The 16,719-nt window shown below is 72.6% G+C and carries 15 protein-coding genes; 14 read left to right on the forward strand and 1 reads right to left on the reverse strand.

Features of this window, described 5'->3' with window-relative positions:
- Position 1 precedes the first annotated feature (1 nt).
- From ITJ54_RS10510 to scpB, 4 genes are all read left to right on the forward strand, one after another.
- Positions 2-814 (forward strand): SseB family protein, encoded by an 813-nt coding sequence (locus ITJ54_RS10510; protein WP_194628017.1) that lies wholly within the window; start codon positions 2-4, stop codon positions 812-814.
- Positions 815-923: 109 nt separating this feature from the next.
- Positions 924-1,802 carry a ParA family protein gene (locus ITJ54_RS10515; protein WP_071271005.1) on the forward strand — a complete coding sequence of 293 codons (879 nt, stop codon included), beginning with the start codon at positions 924-926 and terminating at the stop codon, positions 1,800-1,802.
- Positions 1,786-2,640, forward strand: coding sequence for a segregation and condensation protein A (locus ITJ54_RS10520; protein ID WP_194628019.1), 855 nt, complete (start codon positions 1,786-1,788; stop codon positions 2,638-2,640). The genes ITJ54_RS10515 and ITJ54_RS10520 overlap by 17 nt, the downstream gene beginning before the upstream one ends.
- A complete protein-coding gene (gene scpB / locus ITJ54_RS10525) occupies positions 2,630-3,346 on the forward strand; it encodes an SMC-Scp complex subunit ScpB (protein ID WP_194628021.1) in 717 nt (238 codons plus the stop codon). Before ITJ54_RS10520 ends, scpB begins: the two co-directional genes overlap by 11 nt.
- Positions 3,347-3,389: 43 nt before the next feature.
- On the opposite strand, the gene ITJ54_RS10530 is transcribed toward scpB, so the two are convergent.
- Positions 3,390-4,598, reverse strand: a complete 1,209-nt coding sequence (locus ITJ54_RS10530) for a hypothetical protein (RefSeq protein WP_194628178.1) — start codon at positions 4,596-4,598, stop codon at positions 3,390-3,392.
- Between the two features lie 165 nt (positions 4,599-4,763).
- Here ITJ54_RS10530 and ITJ54_RS10535 point away from each other — a divergent pair, with 165 nt between their 5' ends.
- The 10 genes from ITJ54_RS10535 (at position 4,764) to ITJ54_RS10580 (ending at position 16,667) form a co-directional block, all read left to right on the forward strand.
- Positions 4,764-5,549 (forward strand): pseudouridine synthase, encoded by a 786-nt coding sequence (locus ITJ54_RS10535; RefSeq protein WP_228509267.1) that lies wholly within the window; start codon positions 4,764-4,766, stop codon positions 5,547-5,549.
- A gap of 69 nt (positions 5,550-5,618) precedes the next feature.
- The gene (locus ITJ54_RS10540; RefSeq protein WP_323741681.1) at positions 5,619-6,743 is read left to right on the forward strand and encodes a prephenate dehydrogenase; all 1,125 of its coding nucleotides are present in this window, start codon (positions 5,619-5,621) and stop codon (positions 6,741-6,743) included.
- 158 nt (positions 6,744-6,901) lie between these two features.
- Positions 6,902-7,597, forward strand: coding sequence for a (d)CMP kinase (cmk, locus tag ITJ54_RS10545; RefSeq protein WP_194628164.1), 696 nt, complete (start codon positions 6,902-6,904; stop codon positions 7,595-7,597).
- Positions 7,598-7,638: 41 nt separating this feature from the next.
- Positions 7,639-9,165, forward strand: coding sequence for a ribosome biogenesis GTPase Der (gene der, locus ITJ54_RS10550; RefSeq protein WP_194628022.1), 1,527 nt, complete (start codon positions 7,639-7,641; stop codon positions 9,163-9,165).
- Positions 9,166-9,262: 97 nt separating this feature from the next.
- Positions 9,263-9,832: a hypothetical protein gene (locus ITJ54_RS10555; RefSeq protein ID WP_194628024.1), complete on the forward strand. Its 570-nt coding sequence runs from the start codon at positions 9,263-9,265 to the stop codon at positions 9,830-9,832.
- The gene (locus ITJ54_RS10560) at positions 9,829-10,344 is read left to right on the forward strand and encodes a hypothetical protein (RefSeq protein ID WP_323741682.1); all 516 of its coding nucleotides are present in this window, start codon (positions 9,829-9,831) and stop codon (positions 10,342-10,344) included. The genes ITJ54_RS10555 and ITJ54_RS10560 overlap by 4 nt, the downstream gene beginning before the upstream one ends.
- Before the next feature lie 9 nt (positions 10,345-10,353).
- A complete protein-coding gene (locus ITJ54_RS10565) occupies positions 10,354-10,680 on the forward strand; it encodes a hypothetical protein (protein WP_194628026.1) in 327 nt (108 codons plus the stop codon).
- A 115-nt stretch (positions 10,681-10,795) separates the two neighbouring features.
- Positions 10,796-11,671: an oxidoreductase gene (locus ITJ54_RS10570; RefSeq protein ID WP_194628028.1), complete on the forward strand. Its 876-nt coding sequence runs from the start codon at positions 10,796-10,798 to the stop codon at positions 11,669-11,671.
- Positions 11,672-11,823: 152 nt separating this feature from the next.
- Positions 11,824-16,320 (forward strand): FtsK/SpoIIIE domain-containing protein, encoded by a 4,497-nt coding sequence (locus ITJ54_RS10575; RefSeq protein WP_194628030.1) that lies wholly within the window; start codon positions 11,824-11,826, stop codon positions 16,318-16,320.
- Between the two features lie 50 nt (positions 16,321-16,370).
- The gene (locus tag ITJ54_RS10580; protein WP_071270879.1) at positions 16,371-16,667 is read left to right on the forward strand and encodes a WXG100 family type VII secretion target; all 297 of its coding nucleotides are present in this window, start codon (positions 16,371-16,373) and stop codon (positions 16,665-16,667) included.
- Positions 16,668-16,719 lie beyond the last annotated feature (52 nt).

Consider the following 16,719-nt stretch of genomic DNA (forward strand, 5'->3'; position numbering starts at 1 on the left):
CGTGGCCGGCATCTCGAACGGCCGCGGCGGCGCACCCGAGGACGCGCACGACCACGGGCACGCGCCGGCGGACTCCGCGGGCTTCCCGTGGGCCGGACGCACCTTCGACAGCCACGACGACGCCTTCGCCGACGACGACGGCCTGGCCGACCCGGCGGTCCTGGCCGCGATCGCCGGCCTGGAGGATGGTGGATCGCAAGCCGCAGTGGTATCGGCACTCGGCTCCGCCCGCCTGCTCATCCCGCTCGTCGCCGAGGCTGGCGAGGTCGGGGAGACCCCCGACGGCCGGCTCGTCGACAAGACGCAGGAGCTGTCCATCGTGACGGTCGCCGGACCGGACGGGCGCACGGTGATGCCGGCGTTCACGTCGGTCCAGGCGATGCAGGCCTGGGACGCGACCGCCCGGCCGATCCCCGTCGAGTCCCGCCGCGTGGCGATGGCCGCCGCGAGCGAGGACACCCAGCTCGTCGTGCTCGACCCGACGTCGACGAGCGAGTACGTGCTCCGTCGCCCCGCGGTCTGGGCGATCGGACAGGACCTCCCCTGGACGCCGTGCTTCGAGGACCCCGCCGTCGGCCAGGCCTTCGCGGACTCGGTCACGGGGGAGCCGGCCGTGGCACGGGTCGAGCTCTCGGCGGGGGACCCGCTCGGGCGCTTCGCCGGGCCGGAGCTGACCGTCGGGCTCGCGCTGCACCCGGGGCTCGACCGCGAGCAGGTCGGTGCGCTCGTGGGGCGGCTGCAGCAGCGGTGGACCGCCGACGCCGTCATCGCGGAGCGGGTGGACAGTATGCGGGTGGCGCTGCGGCCAGCCTGAGCCGCGGCTGGCCCGTGCGGCCGCACGGCCAGTGCGAGCCCGGTGTCGACCAGCCGCGGCACGGCGGTGCGGGCCCGGTGTCGGCGTGGTGCGCCGGTATGATGACCAGGTGAGCACCAACCCGACGACCCAGTCCGGCACCGGCGAGACCACCTACGGTCCGACCGGCCGGCCCGTTCGGGCGTTCCCCATCCCCGAGGAGCTCGACGGTCACGGCCCGGCCCGCATCATCGCCCTGTGCAACCAGAAGGGCGGCGTGGGCAAGACCACCACGACGATCAACCTCGGCGCCGCGCTCGCGGAGTACGGCCGCAAGGTCCTCGCCGTCGACTTCGACCCGCAGGGCGCGCTGTCCGCCGGCCTCGGCGTGCGCACCCACGACATCCCCACGGTCTACGACCTGCTGATGGGCTCGATCAAGGACCCGAACCAGGTCATCCAGCCGACGAACACCCCGTACCTCGACGTCATCCCGGCGAACATCGACCTGTCGGCCGCCGAGGTCCACCTGGTGAACGAGGTCGCCCGCGAGCAGATCCTCGCCAGCGTCCTGCGCAAGGTCGCCGGCGACTACGACGTGATCCTCGTCGACTGCCAGCCGTCGCTCGGGCTCCTCACCGTGAACGCGCTCACCGCCGCGCACGGGGTGCTCATCCCGCTCGAGTGCGAGTTCTTCGCCCTGCGCGGTGTCGCCCTGCTCATCGAGACGATCGACAAGGTGCGCGACCGCCTGAACCCCGCCCTGCAGCTCGACGGCATCCTCGCCACGATGTACGACTCGCGCACGCTGCACTCCCGCGAGGTCATGGAGCGCGTCGTCGACACCTTCGACGACCGCGTGCTCGACACCGTCATCTCCCGCACCGTGAAGTTCCCCGACGCCACCGTGTCGGCGCGCCCCATCACGCAGACCGCGCCGGACCACGCCGCGGCGCACTCGTACCGGCAGCTCGCACGGGAGCTCGTCCAGCGTGGCGCCGTCGCCTGATCCCGCTGCCAGCGCCGCTGGTCCCGCTGGCGCCCCCGCTCCCGCCGGGTTCCGCGTCCGCCTGCGGAACTTCGACGGGCCGTTCGACCTCCTGCTCTCGTTGATCACCAAGCACGAGCTGGACATCACCGAGGTCGCCCTCGGCGTCGTCACCGGCGAGTTCATCGCGTACGTGCGCCAGGCCGAGTCGGTCGACGAACTCGACGAGGCGAGTGAGTTCCTCGTCGTCGCGGCGACCCTGCTCGACCTGAAGATCGCCGGGCTCCTGCCGCAAGGCGAACTCGTGGACGCCGAGGACGTCGCCCTCCTCGAGGCGCGGGACCTGCTCTTCGCGCGGCTCCTGCAGTACCGGGCGTTCAAGCAGGCCGCTGACTGGTTCGGCGCGCGCTGGGGCACCGAGTCGCGTCGGCACGCGCGGAGCGTCCGGCTCGAGGAACGGTTCAGAGCCCGCACGCCCGAACTCGTCTGGACCCTGACCGTGCAGGACTTCGCCGCGCTCGCCACGCTGGCCTTCGCCCCGCGGGAGATCCCGACGGTCGGACTCGACCACCTGCACGCCCCGCTCGTGAGCATCCGGGAGCAGGCGGCGGTCGTCGTGTCGATCCTGCGGACCCGCGCCGAGTCGGGCGATCCGGACGTCGCGTTCCGGGAACTGGTCGCCGGGGTCGACACGGCGGGTATCGTTGTGGCTCGTTTCCTCGCGATCCTCGAGCTGTACCGAACGGCGTCGATCACCTTCGAGCAGGACGAACCGCTGGGAGAGCTCACCCTGCGGTGGACCGCCGAGCACTGGACCGACGAGAGCCTCGCCAATCTTGGAGCCGACTATGACGGATGACGCCCACGACGTCTCCAGCGCCGAACCCGGTGGGGCGGACGAGTTCGACGACGCCCGGGCGATCGAGCACGCGATGCGGGCGCAGGCAGCGAAGCCGGACGTCGCCGTGGCCGCCGCCGCAGACGGCACCGTCGACGTCGCGGTCGACCGTCAGCTCGAGGCCATCCTGATGATCGCCGACGAACCCCAGTCGCTCGTCGCACTCGGCACCGCCGTCGGCGCGCCCGTCCCCGTCGTCCGCCAGGCCGTCGAACGGCTCGTCGCGGACTTCGACGGTGTGGACGGCACCGTCCGCCGCGGGTTCGAACTCCGCGAGGTCGGTGGCGGCTGGCGCTTCTACGTCCGAGCGGACCTGGACGACGTCGTCGAGCAGTTCGTCGAGGCCGAGCGACCGTCCCGCCTGTCACAGGCCGCGCTCGAGACGCTCGCCGTCGTCGCGTACAAGCAGCCCATCACGCGCTCCCAGATCGCGTCGATCCGCGCCGTCAACGTCGACGGCGTCGTCCGCACCCTCGTGGCCCGCGGTCTCATCGAGGAGTCGTTCACCGACTCCGAGACCGGAGCCATCAACTACGTCACATCCGACCTGCTCCTGCAGCAGCTCGGCATCAACTCGCTCGAGGAACTGCCGCTCATCTCGCCCCTCCTGGAGGACGGCGTCGACGGCTTCGAGCAGAACGAAGGGATCCCCGATGGCCGCGTATGAGGACGGACGAGACGACGGCCGGTCCGGCGGACGCCCAGACCGGTCAGGAGGCTCGGACCGCGCAGGCGGACCGGGTCGCGCTGGTGGTGCTGGTCGCTCCGGCGGTGCCGGTCGCGACGGCGGGCGCTCCGGAGGGTACGGCTCGGACCGTGGTGGCTCGGACCGTGGCGGGTACGGCGGGCGCTCCGGCGCTCCTGCCGGCCGGTCCGGTGGGTACGGCTCGGACCGTGGCGCTCCGGACCGTGGTGGGTACGGCGGCCGTTCCGGCGCTCCCGACCGAGGCCCCGGTCAGCGCGACGACCGCGGTGGGCAGCGCGACGACCGTGGGTACGGCCGTCGCGACGACCGCCCGCAGGGACGCCGTGACGACGACCGGGGGTACCGCCCGCGTCAGGACGACCGCGGGGGTCCCCGTCGGGACGACCGTGGTGCCCCTCGTGGGGACGACCGCGGCGCACCCCGTCGTGACGGCGGCTTCGTCCGTCGTGAGGATGACCGTGGTGCCCGTCGTGACGGTGGCTTCGTCCGTCGGGACGACGACCGTGGCGGTCCCCGTCGTGACGACCGTGGCGGCCCGCGCCGCGATGACCGTGGTGCTCCCCGTCGCGATGACGACCGTGGGTACCGTCCGCGTCAGGACGACCGTGGTGCTCCGCGCCGTGACGACCGTGGCGCTCCGCGCCGTGACGACGACCGTGGGTACCGTCCGCGTCAGGACGACCGTGGCGCTCCGCGCCGCGATGACGACCGTGGGTACCGTCCGCGTCAGGACGACCGTGGTGCTCCGCGCCGTGACGACCGCGGCGCTCCCCGCCGCGATGACGACCGTGGGTACCGTCCGCGTCAGGACGACCGTGGCGCTCCCCGCCGGGATGACGACCGTGGGTACCGTCCGCGTCAGGACGACCGTGGCGCTCCCCGCCGGGATGACGACCGCGGGTACCGTCCGCGTCAGGACGACCGTGGCGCTCCCCGCCGTGACGACCGTGGTGCCGCCGATCGCGGCCCCGCCCGTCGCGACGACGACCGTGGGTACCGTCCGCGTCAGGACGACCGTGGCGCTCCCCGTCGTGACGACCGCGGAGCCCCTTCGGGGAACCGCCGTCCGGCGTCGACCGGTGACCGACGGACCGAGCGCCCGCGGTGGAGCTCGTCGGACAAGGACCAGCGCGACCGCCGCGAGGACCGCGACCGCCGTGACGACCGTCGCGGTGGTGCACGGGAGGGCGGCGACGCCAGCCGTGTCTGGCACAACGGACGCCGCTACGTCGGCGGGACGGCCACCGTCCGCAACAAGGCGACGACCCCGCGCCCCGCGGGCCAGCGCGACGACCACGGCGCGCCGCTCGAGGGCACGCCAGAACGCCCGATCATCCCCGAGTGGGACGCCGACGGTGCCGCTGCTGCCCCCGAGGAGCTGCAGCCCGAGGGCGAGCGCCTGCAGAAGGTCATCGCCGCCGCGGGTGTCGCGTCCCGTCGCGTCGCCGAGAACCTGATCGCCGAGGGCCGGGTCTCGGTCAACGGCGAGGTCGTCGAGGCGCTCGGTCGTCGTGTGGACGCCGAGAAGGACGAGATCACGGTGGACGGCGTCCCCGTGCAGATCGACACCTCACGGCGGTACGTCCTGCTGAACAAGCCGACGGGCGTCGTGTCGAGCATGCTCGACGAGCGCGGCCGCCCGGACCTGTCGCAGTACGTCGACAAGTACGAGGAACGCCTGTTCAACGTCGGGCGTCTCGACGCCGAGACCGCTGGCCTGCTGCTGCTGACGAACGACGGCGCACTGGCCCACGTGCTCGCGCATCCGTCCTTCGGTGTCGCGAAGACCTACGTCGCGAAGGTCGCGGGCAACGTGAACCCGGCGACGGTGCAGCAGCTGCTCGACGGCGTCGACCTGGAGGACGGACGGATCGCCGCCGACAAGGTGCGCCTGCTCGAGTCGTCCCGGGGGGAGTCCCTCCTCGAGCTGACCCTGCACTCCGGCCGCAACCGGATCGTCCGGCGCATGTTCGACGCCGTGGACCACCCGGTCCTCGAGCTCGTCCGACGCTCGTTCGGTCCGCTCCACCTCGGCACCCTGCCGAGCGGTCGGACGCGTGAGCTGAGCGGTGTCGAGCTCGGCGGCCTGCTCGGCATCGCCCGCAGCGCCGGCGCGAACGCGCGCTCGGGTCCGGACTCCTCCCAGGAGGACACGACCGACTGACCGACGGTCGTCGTCGCGACGACCGAGGCCGGACGCTGCGCGTCCGGCCTCGGTCGGTAGGCTTGCCGCGTGACCCAGGCGCCCCAGCACGACCCGACCCCCGAGGTCGACCGCCGTCTGCGGGGACCCGTCCGGGTCGTCGGGACCGGTCTGCTCGGCGCGTCGATCGGCCTCGGCCTCCGGCAGCAGGGCGTCGAGGTCATCCTCGACGACGTCTCCCCGGCCGCCCTGGCGCTCGCCGTCGACTACGGCGCCGGTCGTCGCCCCGCTGACGGTGACGCCCCCGAGCTCGTCGTCGTCGCGGTCCCGCCGGACGTCACGGCGCAGGTCGTCGCCCGGGAACTCCTCGCCCACCCCGACGCCGTGGTGACCGACGTCGCCAGCGTCAAGTCGGTCCCGCTGGAGCGCCTGCGGGCGGCCGGTGCGGACGTCTCGCGGTACGTCGGCTCCCACCCCATGGCCGGGCGCGAACGCAGCGGTCCGACGGCCGCTCGCGCCGACCTGTTCATCGGCCGGCCCTGGGTCATCGCCGGCCACGACGACATCACCTACCGTCGTGCCGCAGTGGTCGAGGACCTCGCGCTCGACCTCGGCGCGACCGTGGTCCCGATGGAGCCCGGCCCGCACGACCAGGCCGTCGCGATCATGTCCCACGTGCCGCAGCTCGTGTCCACGCTGATGGCGTCCCGGCTCCGCGACGCCCCGGAGGCCGCACTCGGGCTGGCCGGCGGCGGCATCCGCGACGTCACCCGCGTCGCGTCGAGCGACCCCGGGCTCTGGGTCCAGATCGTCGGGGCGAACGCAGCGCACATCCGGCCCGTCCTGGTCGACCTGCAGAGCGAGCTCGCCCGGCTGATCGACGCCCTCGACGACCCGGACGCCCCCGGCGCACCACGGACCATCGCCGAGACGATGGCGTCGGGCAACCGCGGCGTCGAACGCCTGCCGGGCAAGCACGGCACCACCAGACGGTTCGCCCAGGTCGTCGTCCTCGTCGACGACCGACCCGGGCAGATCGCCGATCTCCTGACGACCATCGGCGAGATCGGCATCAACCTCGAGGACCTGCGCCTCGAGCACTCACCGGGCGCACCGATCGGCATCGTCGAGGTGTCGGTCGTCCCCGAGCAGGAACAGCGGCTCATCGAGGAACTCGAGGGCCGCGGATGGAGGATCGCAGCAGCATGGGCCTGAACGACGACGGACGCACCAACGACTCCGGGATCACCGGCGGGCCGAGCGGCCCCGACACCGGACTCCCCACCCCCGGCGACCAGCCGGGGCCGGCGACCGGACCCACCGGCGGCACCGACGGGCAGGGTGGCGGCGAGCCGGGTCTGACCCGCGACCCGATGCCCGCCGGGCTGGCGGACGGCGCCTACGTGGCGAAGTTCGTCATCGCGGTGGACGGTCCCGCCGGCAGCGGCAAGTCGAGCGTCTCCCGCGCCGCTGCCCGGGTGCTCGGCTTCGGGTACCAGGACACCGGCGCCGCCTACCGCGCGCTGGCGTGGCACGCACTGCAGCAGCAGGTCGACCTCGACGACCCGGCGGCGGTCCTCGCGAGCTGGGACACCTTCGACTACACGATCGGCACCGATCCCGACGCCTACTTCGTCCGCGTCGGTGACACCGACGTGACCGACGCCATCCGCACCCCCGACGTGACCGCTGCGGTGGCACACATCGCCAAGCTCCCCGAGGTCCGCGCGCGCCTGGTGCAGCTCTTCCGCACCGTGATGCGCAAGACCGACGCCCAGGGCATCATCACCGAGGGCCGCGACATCACGACCGTCGTCGCGCCCGACGCCGAGGTCCGCATCCTGCTGACCGCCGACGAACAGGTTAGGATGGCACGGCGCTCGGCAGAGGTCACGACCCAGTCGGCCGCCGACACCTCGGCAGCACTCGCCCGACGAGACGCCGCCGACGCGAAGGTCGTCGACTTCATGAACGCCGCGGACGGCGTCACGACGCTCGACTCCACCGACCTCGACTTCGACCAGACCGTCCAGGCGGTCGTCGACCTGGCCCGTACGGCCGGGCACTGACACAGACACGCGACCACAGGGTCGCCGGCAAGGAACCCACCATGGCGCAACCGGACAACGGACCAGAGCACGACGACTTCCCGGAGTACGACGAGTCGCTGGGCGAGCGACTCGCGAGCCTCGACGAGTCCGAGGCCGAGCAGCGGTCGACCGCGCTCCGCGCCGGGCTCGAGGACTACGACCTCGACGAGGAGGACGTCGCCCTCCTCGAGACGGCGCAGCTCGGCCCGGACGGCATCGCCTACCTGCCCGCACTGCCCGTGCTGGCGATCGTCGGCCGCCCGAACGTCGGCAAGTCAGCGCTCGTGAACCGCATCCTCGGTCGCCGAGAGGCCGTCGTGCAGGACGTCCCCGGCGTCACGCGCGACCGCGTCAGCTACAAGGCGGAGTGGAACGACCGGCGCTTCACCCTCGTCGACACCGGCGGGTGGGAGCCCGACGCCAAGGGCATCAACGCCTCGGTGGCGCTCCAGGCCGAGGTCGCCATCGACCTCGCCGACGCCGTCCTCTTCGTGGTCGACGTGACCGTGGGCATCACCGCGACCGACGAGCACGTCGTCAAGATGCTGCGCGGCACCGACAAGCCCGTCATCGTCGTGGCGAACAAGTCCGACGACGAGCGCCGTGACCTCGACGCCTTCGAGCTGTGGAACCTCGGGCTCGGCGAGCCGCACCCCGTGTCGGCGCTGCACGGCCGTGGCGTCGCGGACCTGCTCGACCTCATCATCTCGACGCTGCCGGAGATCTCGGCCGTCGCCAAGCAGGAGCTCGGCGGCCCCCGCCGCGTCGCGATCCTCGGCCGGCCCAACGTCGGCAAGAGCTCGCTGCTCAACAAGGCCGCCGGTGAAGAGCGGGTCGTCGTGAACGAGCTGGCCGGCACCACCCGTGACCCGGTGGACGAGCAGGTGGAACTCGGTGGCCGCGTCTGGCGGTTCGTCGACACCGCCGGCATCCGCAAGCGCGTGCACCTGCAGCAGGGCGCCGACTTCTACGCCTCGCTCCGCACCACGGCCGCGCTCGAGAAGGCCGAGGTCGCCGTCGTCGTCCTCGACGTCACCGAGCCCGTCTCCGTGCAGGACCTCCGCATCATCGACCTGGTCCTCGAGTCCGGTCGCGCCCTCGTCCTGGCCTACAACAAGTGGGACCTCCTCGACGACGAGCGCCGCCGCTACCTCGAGCGCGAGATCGAGCAGGACCTCGCACACGTGTCGTGGGCTCCGCGCGTCAACATCTCCGCGCGCACCGGTCGTCACCTCGAGCGGCTCGTCCCGGCACTCGAGACCGCCCTCGAGTCGTGGGACACCCGCATCCCGACCGGCAAGGTCAACGCCTTCATCGCCGAGCTCGTGCAGGAGCACCCGCACCCCGTCCGTGGTGGGCGTCAGCCGCGGATCCTGTTCGGCACGCAGGCCGCGAGCCAGCCGCCGACGTTCGTGCTCTTCACGACCCAGTTCCTCGACCCGCAGTACCGCCGCTTCATCACGCGGCGCCTGCGCGAGGTCTGGGGCTTCGCTGGCACGCCGATCACCGTGAACATGCGTGTGCGCGAGCGGCGGAAGCGCACCTGATCCGATCCAGCACGACACGACGGCCGCCGGGGCAGTGCTCCCGGCGGCCGTCGTCGTACCCGGCCCGGTGGTCCCCGGTCCGGCGTACGATCCGTGCATGTCACCGCCGTCGGGCTCCGCGCGTGCCGGCCGGATCGCGGTCGGAGTGAGCGTCTTCGTGGGTGTCGTCGCCGCGTCCGTGTTGCTCTCGATCCCGGTCCCGACCGGCCGTTCCGTCCCGGAGCCCCTCGTCCGCGAGACCCCGACGACGGCCCCGACACTGCCACCGGTGGACGAGCCCTGGTACCGCACCGGCCTGCCCGTGGAGGGTGAGATCGTGCCGATCGGCGCGGAGACGACCGGACGCGTCGAGGTCGTCCGGTCGGGGGAGCGGAGCGTGCGGGTGACGATCACCGACTTCGCCACCGACCTGACCACGGCCGACATCCGCGTGCAGCTGACCGCCGGTGACGTCGTCACCGGTCGGCGCGGTGCGCGCTGGGTGCCGGACGGCGACCCGGTCGAGGTCGGGGTCGTCCCACACGGCGCGACCTCCGTGGTGATCGACGTCCGCCTCCCGCAGATCCTGCCGGACCCGGTGCACTCGCTCGTCGTCCTCGACTGGAACACCACCACGATCATGGGTGGTGCGGAACTGCTCCCCGGATACGGCACGATGGTCGGGTGACGCTGCCTTCCCTCGCCGACCGGGTGTGGTGCCGACTCCGGCTCGACCGTCTCGCCGGCGGTCGCCAGGCTGGCTACGTCATCCGGCAGGACATGCTCGCGCACCCCGACACCGTGCGCTCGTTCCGGTGGATCCGCTGGCTGCTCGTCGCGGAGACCGTCGTCGGCCTGGCGGCGATCGTCATCGCGATCGTGTTGACCCACGTCGGCCAGACGGTGCCGTGGGCGGTGTGGTTCCGAGCGACGGTGGTGCTGCTCATCACCCTGACGCTCTACGTCTTCGCCTGGCGGGCGCAGCTCGGCTACTACTGGGCCTACCAGCGGCTGCGGCTGTTCAGCCGGGTCTTCCCGATCGTGACGCTCATCATCGCGGCGATCCCCGGCCTGTACCCGTTCTGGATGGTCGTCGAGCAGATCCTGTTCTCGGTCCTCATGGTCGGGATCGGGGACGTCCTCACCTCCGACCACATGCGCTCCACGTTCCCGAAGCCCGTCCGCCGGCCGGCTCCGTAGGATCGGTCCATGGTGATCCTCGGTGGTGTGCGGTTCGACCCGGACGACCTCCCGCGGTTCGCGGGCGACCTGGCGGCGCGGGCGTTCGGCGGCGCGAGCGTGCCGACCGTCGACGACGCGGCCTTCGTGCACGCGGTCGAGCTGCTGGCCGGGTCCGGCGGGGGAGCGGTCGACCCGGACGAGTTCGACCCCGCGGAGCTCCTGGCGTACGTCCTGGCCCTCGTAATCGCGGAGACGTCCCTGCCCGCTGCCGCACTGCGCGAGCCCGTCGGCCTCGACGTCCGCCGCGGACGGGTGGAGGACGCCGTCCGCCGCGTCGTCGGCCACCGCGCCTGACGCCGAGCCCAGGACCACGGCTCCCGGGACCGCGCCGGACCCCAGCCCAGGGACCACGGGTCCCAGGACCGACAGGGCCTGCCACGATCAGCGCGAGCGGAGCATCGTGGTCACCATGACGAACACGACCCTCCCCGGTGGCACCTTCCGCCTCGCCGACGACCTCGAACTCACCCGCGTCGGGTACGGCGCGATGCAGCTGGCCGGCAAGGGGGTCTTCGGACCCCCGGCCGACCGTGACGAGGCGATCCGCGTCCTCCGCACGGTCGTCGAGCTCGGCATCACCCACATCGACACCTCGGACTACTACGGTCCGCACGTCACGAACGAGATCATCCGCGAGGCCCTGCACCCGTACCCGGAGGACCTCCGCATCGTGACCAAGGTCGGCGCCCGACGCGACGCGAAGGGCGGCTGGCCGAACGCCCGCGAGCCGCACGAGCTCGTCGAGCAGGTGCACGGCAACCTCGAGCGGCTCGGCGTGGAGCGCCTCGACGTCGTGAACCTCCGCATGGGTGGCTTCGACGCGCCGCAGCCGGGTTCGATCGCCCCCCAGTTCGAGGCACTCGCCGAGCTCCAGCAGCAGGGCCTGATCAACCACCTCGGCGTCTCCACCGTGACCGCCGAACAGCTCGCTGAGGCGCAGGGCATCGCCCCCGTGGTGTGCGTCCAGAACCTCTACAACCTCGCGCGTCGCGAGGACGACGCCCTCGTCGACCTGACCGCCGAGCAGGGCATCGCGTACGTCCCGTACTTCCCGCTCGGCGGGTTCTCGCCCCTGCAGTCCGAGGCCCTCGACACGGTCGCGGCCCGCCTGGACGTGCCGCGCCTGACCGTCGCGCTGGCCTGGCTGCTCCAGCGCTCGCCGAACATCCTCTTGATCCCCGGCACCTCGTCGGTCGCGCACCTCCGCGACAACGTCGCGGCGGCCGGCTTCACCCTGCCGGCCGACGCGGTCGCGGAACTCGACGCGATCGGGACCGGCGCGTAGGCGGCACCACGCGGGTCGGCCGGCACCGACGACGGACGGGAGGCTCGTGGCGGCGCCGCGACGAGCCTCCCGTCCGGCCTGTGGAGAAGTCCGCAGAGCGTCGGTGCGGTCCTCTACGATGGTCGGCACGGGGGTGACGTGTGAAACTCAAGATGACCATCGCGGACACGGCGGGGACCGAGCAGGACGTCGTCGTGACGGCGGACGTGACGGCGACCATCGGGAGCCTGGCCAACCGGCTCGCCACGGGCAGCCCGGGGGGCGACGTCCCACTGACGCTGCGCGTGCAGTTCCCGGACCGGCCGCAGGCCCGCTTGCTCAACCCGTCCGCGACCGTGCACGAGTCCTCGTTGCGCTCGGGCTGCCGGGTCGAGATCGTGCCGGCGACGGAACGCCGACGCGGCGACGACGTCGAGGACGCCCCCGCGGCGATCGTGCAGGTGCTCTCCGGGCCGGAAGCCGGCCACGAGTACACGCTCACGCAGGGCGTCAACCTGATCGGTCGCGACGCCATGGCGCAGGTGTACCTGTCGGGTGACCACGAGGTCTCCCGGCGCCACGCGTCGGTGATGGTGGGCGACACGATCGAGGTCGTGGACCTCAACTCCGCCAACGGCGTCGCCGTCGACGGCCGGCTCGTCGCCCGGGCCTTCGTCGATCCGGGCACGACCATCCAGGTGGGGGAGTCCCGTCTGCGGATCGTCCCGCTCGCGGCACCCGGTGTGCCGGTCGTGCCGGGGTCGGTCGGGTCGCCGGCGCACGACGCGTTCTCTCGGTCCCCACGCGTGGACCCCGCGCACCGCGGCAAGCAGTTCACCCTGCCCGAGATCCCGGTGCCCGGCGAGAAGCCACGGCTGCCGATCCTCGCGATCCTGGCGCCGATCGTGCTCGGTGCCGTGCTCTTCCTCGTGACGAAGCAGCCGTACACGCTGATCTTCATCGCGCTCTCGCCGGTCATCATGATCGGCACCTGGATCGACCAGCGTGTCCAGGTGAAGCGGCGCAAGCGGGACGAACGCCAGCGGTTCGAGGAGTCGCTCGCCGACACCCGGACGCGGCTCGCCGCCGAGCGCGACCGCGAGGTCCAGGCCAGGGTCGCCGAGTCCCCGTCGCCCGCGGTGGTGACCGCCGCCATGCGCTCGCGCTCCGAGCTGCTGTGGACGCGCAAGCCGGAGCACACGACGTTCCTCGAGGTCCGGTTCGGTGCCGGCACCCTGCCCTCGCGCGCCACCATCACGATGCCGTCGAAGAACTCGGGCAGCGTCGACGACTGGAACCGTGCCGAGGACCTCGCCGACGAGTACGCCACGGTCGGCCCGGTCCCCGTGATCGAGACCTTCGAACGCGCCGGTGCGATCGGCGTGGCCGGCACCGGTCTGGCGGCGGACGACGTCGCCCGGTCGCTCGTGGTGCAGCTCGTGGGGCTGCACAGCCCGGCCGACCTCGTCGTCACCGCGTTCGCCGGCGGCACCACCACCGACCAGTGGGGCTGGCTGAAGTGGCTGCCGCACGTCGACTCGCCCTACAGCCCGCTGCGGTCCGGCGGCCTCGTCCGCGACTTCGCGGGCGCGTCCACGCTCCTCGCGGAGCTCGAGGGCCTGGTGGCCACCCGCCGCGACGCCGGCGCCGGCCGTGGTGAGCACGTGCGGTCGCGGCTCGACGAGTCCCGCGCCCTCGACGAGGAGCACGGCGAGTCCGTCGACCGGCTGCCGGCCACCCCGGCGGTGCTCGTCGTCGTCACGGCCGAGGCCCCGGCCGACCGCGCGCGGCTCGTGGCGCTCGCAGAAGAGGGCCCCGACTTCGGCGTGTTCGTCCTCTGGCTCGCACCGACGCAGCAGGCGCTGCCGGTCGTGTGCCGCACCTACATCACCCTCGACCGCCAGACCGGCACCGCGACCGTCGGGTTCGTGCGTACCGGCCAGGCCGTCGAGCTCGACCAACTCGACCGCGTCGACCCGCTCGAAGCCGCCGTCGTCGCCCGTGCCATCGCCCCCGTGCAGGACACCGGCGCCCGCGTGCTCGACGAGACCGACCTGCCGCACAGCGTCGCGTTCGTCGACCTGTACGAGGGTGACCTCGCCGGCGACCCGGCCGCGGTCGTGAGCCGCTGGTCGAAGAACGACAGCCTCACCGCGGACTGGGTCCCCGGAGCCGGCCGCGAAGCCGGCGGCATCCGGGCCGTCATCGGGCAGGGGCCGAGCGAGCCGCTCGCGCTCGACCTCCGCGCCCAGGGACCGCACGCGCTCGTCGGCGGCACCACCGGCTCGGGCAAGAGCGAGTTCCTGCAGACCTGGATCATGGGCATCGCGGCCGAGTACGCCCCCGACCGCGTGACCTTCCTGCTGGTCGACTACAAGGGCGGTGCCGCGTTCGCCGAGTGCGTCGGGCTGCCGCACACGGTGGGCCTCGTCACCGACCTCAACCCGCACCTGGTGCGGCGTGCGCTGACCTCGCTCCGGGCCGAACTGCGCTACCGCGAGCACCTGCTCAACGAGCGCGGTGCGAAGGACCTCGTCACGCTCGAGCAGCGTGGTGACCCGGCTGCCCCGCCCGCGCTCGTCATCGTGATCGACGAGTTCGCGGCGCTCGCGTCCGAGATCCCGGAGTTCATCGACGGCGTGATCGACGTCGCCCAGCGCGGGCGCTCGCTCGGCCTGCACCTGGTGATGGCGACCCAGCGCCCGAGCGGGGTCATCAAGGACTCGCTCCGCGCCAACACGAACCTCCGCATCGCCCTCCGGGTCGCGGACGAGGTCGACAGCTCCGACGTCCTCGGCGTCCCCGACGCGGCTTGGTTCGACCCGGGGACCCCCGGACGTGCCGCGGCCAAGACGGGCCCGGGGCGCGTGCTCGACTTCCAGACCGCCTACCTCGGCGGCCGCTCCGACGACGTCGTCGTGCACGAACCCGACGTCGACGTGCAGGACTTCCCGTTCGGCCCCGGCACGATGTGGCCGAGCGCCGTCCGGGCCCCGCGGGACACCACCAGGGCGAAGGACATCGAACGGCTCGCGCGCACCATCGCGGCCGCTGCCGACCGCCGCGCGCTCGCCATCCCGCGCAAGCCGTGGCTCGACCAGCTCGGCGAGACCGTCGACCTCGGCACGCTGGCACCGTCGACCGGTGCGGCGCTCGTCATCGGCACGCTCGACGTCCCCGAGGACCAGCGCCAGTCGGCGTACGCGCTCGACATGGACGTCGCGGGCAACGTCGCCGTGATCGGCGCGGGTGGCTCGGGGAAGTCCACCACGCTCCGCGCCGTGGCGGTCGCCGCGTCCGCCGTGGCCGATCGGCACCCGGTGCAGATCCACGCGCTCGACTTCGGCGGTGGCGGGCTGTCCATGCTCGAGGCCCTGCCGACCGTCGGCTCCGTGATCAGCGGGCCGGACGACGAGCGCATCACGCGGCTGCTGACCGACCTCGAAGCGACGATCGCCGACCGGTCCACGCGGTTCGCGGCCGCCCGCACGGCGTCCCTCACCGAGTACCGCGCGGTGTCCGGCAAGGCGGAGCCGCGCATCCTGGTGCTCATCGACGGCATGGGTGCCTTCCGGAACGAGTACGAGTTCCGTCCCGGCACCCTGCAGCTCTTCGACCAGGTGCTGTCCCTGGCCTCGACCGGTCGTGCGCTCGGCATCCACCTGGTGATGGCGGCAGACCGGGTCGGGGCCTTCCCGACGAACCTGCAGGCCAACATCGGCGAGCGGATCGTGCTGCGGCTCGCGAGCGAGATCGAGTACAACGCGGCGGACGTGCCGGCCGACGTCCTGGACGACGCCGTCCCCGGGCGCGGGCTCGTGGACGAGCACGAGCTCCAGGTCGCGGTGCCAGCGGGCAGTGCCGACCTCGTGGTGCAGGCGGCAGCGGTGGAGGCCCTCGCCGAGTCGCTCGTCGAGCGTCGCGTGCCGCGCACCCCGGAGATCCGCCGGTTGCCGTCCGTGGTCGACGCCACGACGCTCGGATCGTCCGTGCGCGGCCGTCCGACGATCGGCCTGGCTGACGACACCCTCGCCGCCGTCGGCATCCCGACCGACGGGCTCTTCGTCGTCACCGGCCCGTTCGGCTCGGGTCGCAGCACGACCATGCGCACCCTCATCGGGTCCGTCGCGGCCACGTTCCCCGACCGACCGGCCTACCTGGTCGTCGGGCGGCGCAGTGCGCTCCGCGACGCAGCCGACTGGGCCGAACTCGCCGCGGACTCCGACTCGGCGGACGCGCTCGCCGGGCGGCTCGCGACGGCGCTCGAGACCGGCGGCGTCGCCGGACCGGAGCCCTTCATCGTGATCGAGAACGTCGGCGACTTCGAGGGGCTGCCGGCCGAGTCGCAGGTCGCGCGGCTGATCAAGGCTGCGCGTCGCGCCGGGGTGTTCGTGCTCGCCGAGGCGGACACCGTCACGGCTCCGAGTGCGTGGCAGCTCTTCGGGGAGCTCAAGACCGCCCGCGCCGGCATCGCGCTGCAGCCCGAGGAGACCGACGGCCTGACGCTCTTCCGCACGGCGTTCCCGCGGTGCACGCGGTCGGACTTCCCGCTCGGGCGCGGCTTCATGGTCGACTCCGGCCGCATCACCCGCGTCCAGGTCGCCCTGCCTGTCCACAGGGGTTCACATCGCATGGGTGATGAACGAACCGGTGGTGCTACCGTGGCATGAGTCGTCGGAGGGGCTGACGACGAGAACGACCAACTGAACGGGGAATCACCATGCCGAACATCAACGTGTCCTACCAGGAGCTCAACGGCAACGCCGACCGGCTGCTCGCAGGGCGTGACGAGATCAACGCGACGCTGTCGAAGCTGCAGGCGCAGATCGCGTCGCTGACGCAGGCGGGGTTCCAGACCGACCGCTCGTCCGGTGCGTACAACGACGCGTACCAGCGCTTCACCTCCGGTGCGCAGAACACCATCGGTGGCCTGAATGACCTGGCCCAGTTCCTCCGCACCACCGCGACCACGCTGGGCGACGTCGACCAGCAGCTGGCTTCCAAGCTCGGTCGCTGACGCAATCTCGGGGGAGGACCGCTGCTTCGGCAGAGGTCCTCAGGGGGTGAAC

It is taken from the genome of Curtobacterium sp. VKM Ac-2865, assembly GCF_015350905.1.
In the GTDB taxonomy this organism is placed as follows: domain Bacteria; phylum Actinomycetota; class Actinomycetes; order Actinomycetales; family Microbacteriaceae; genus Curtobacterium.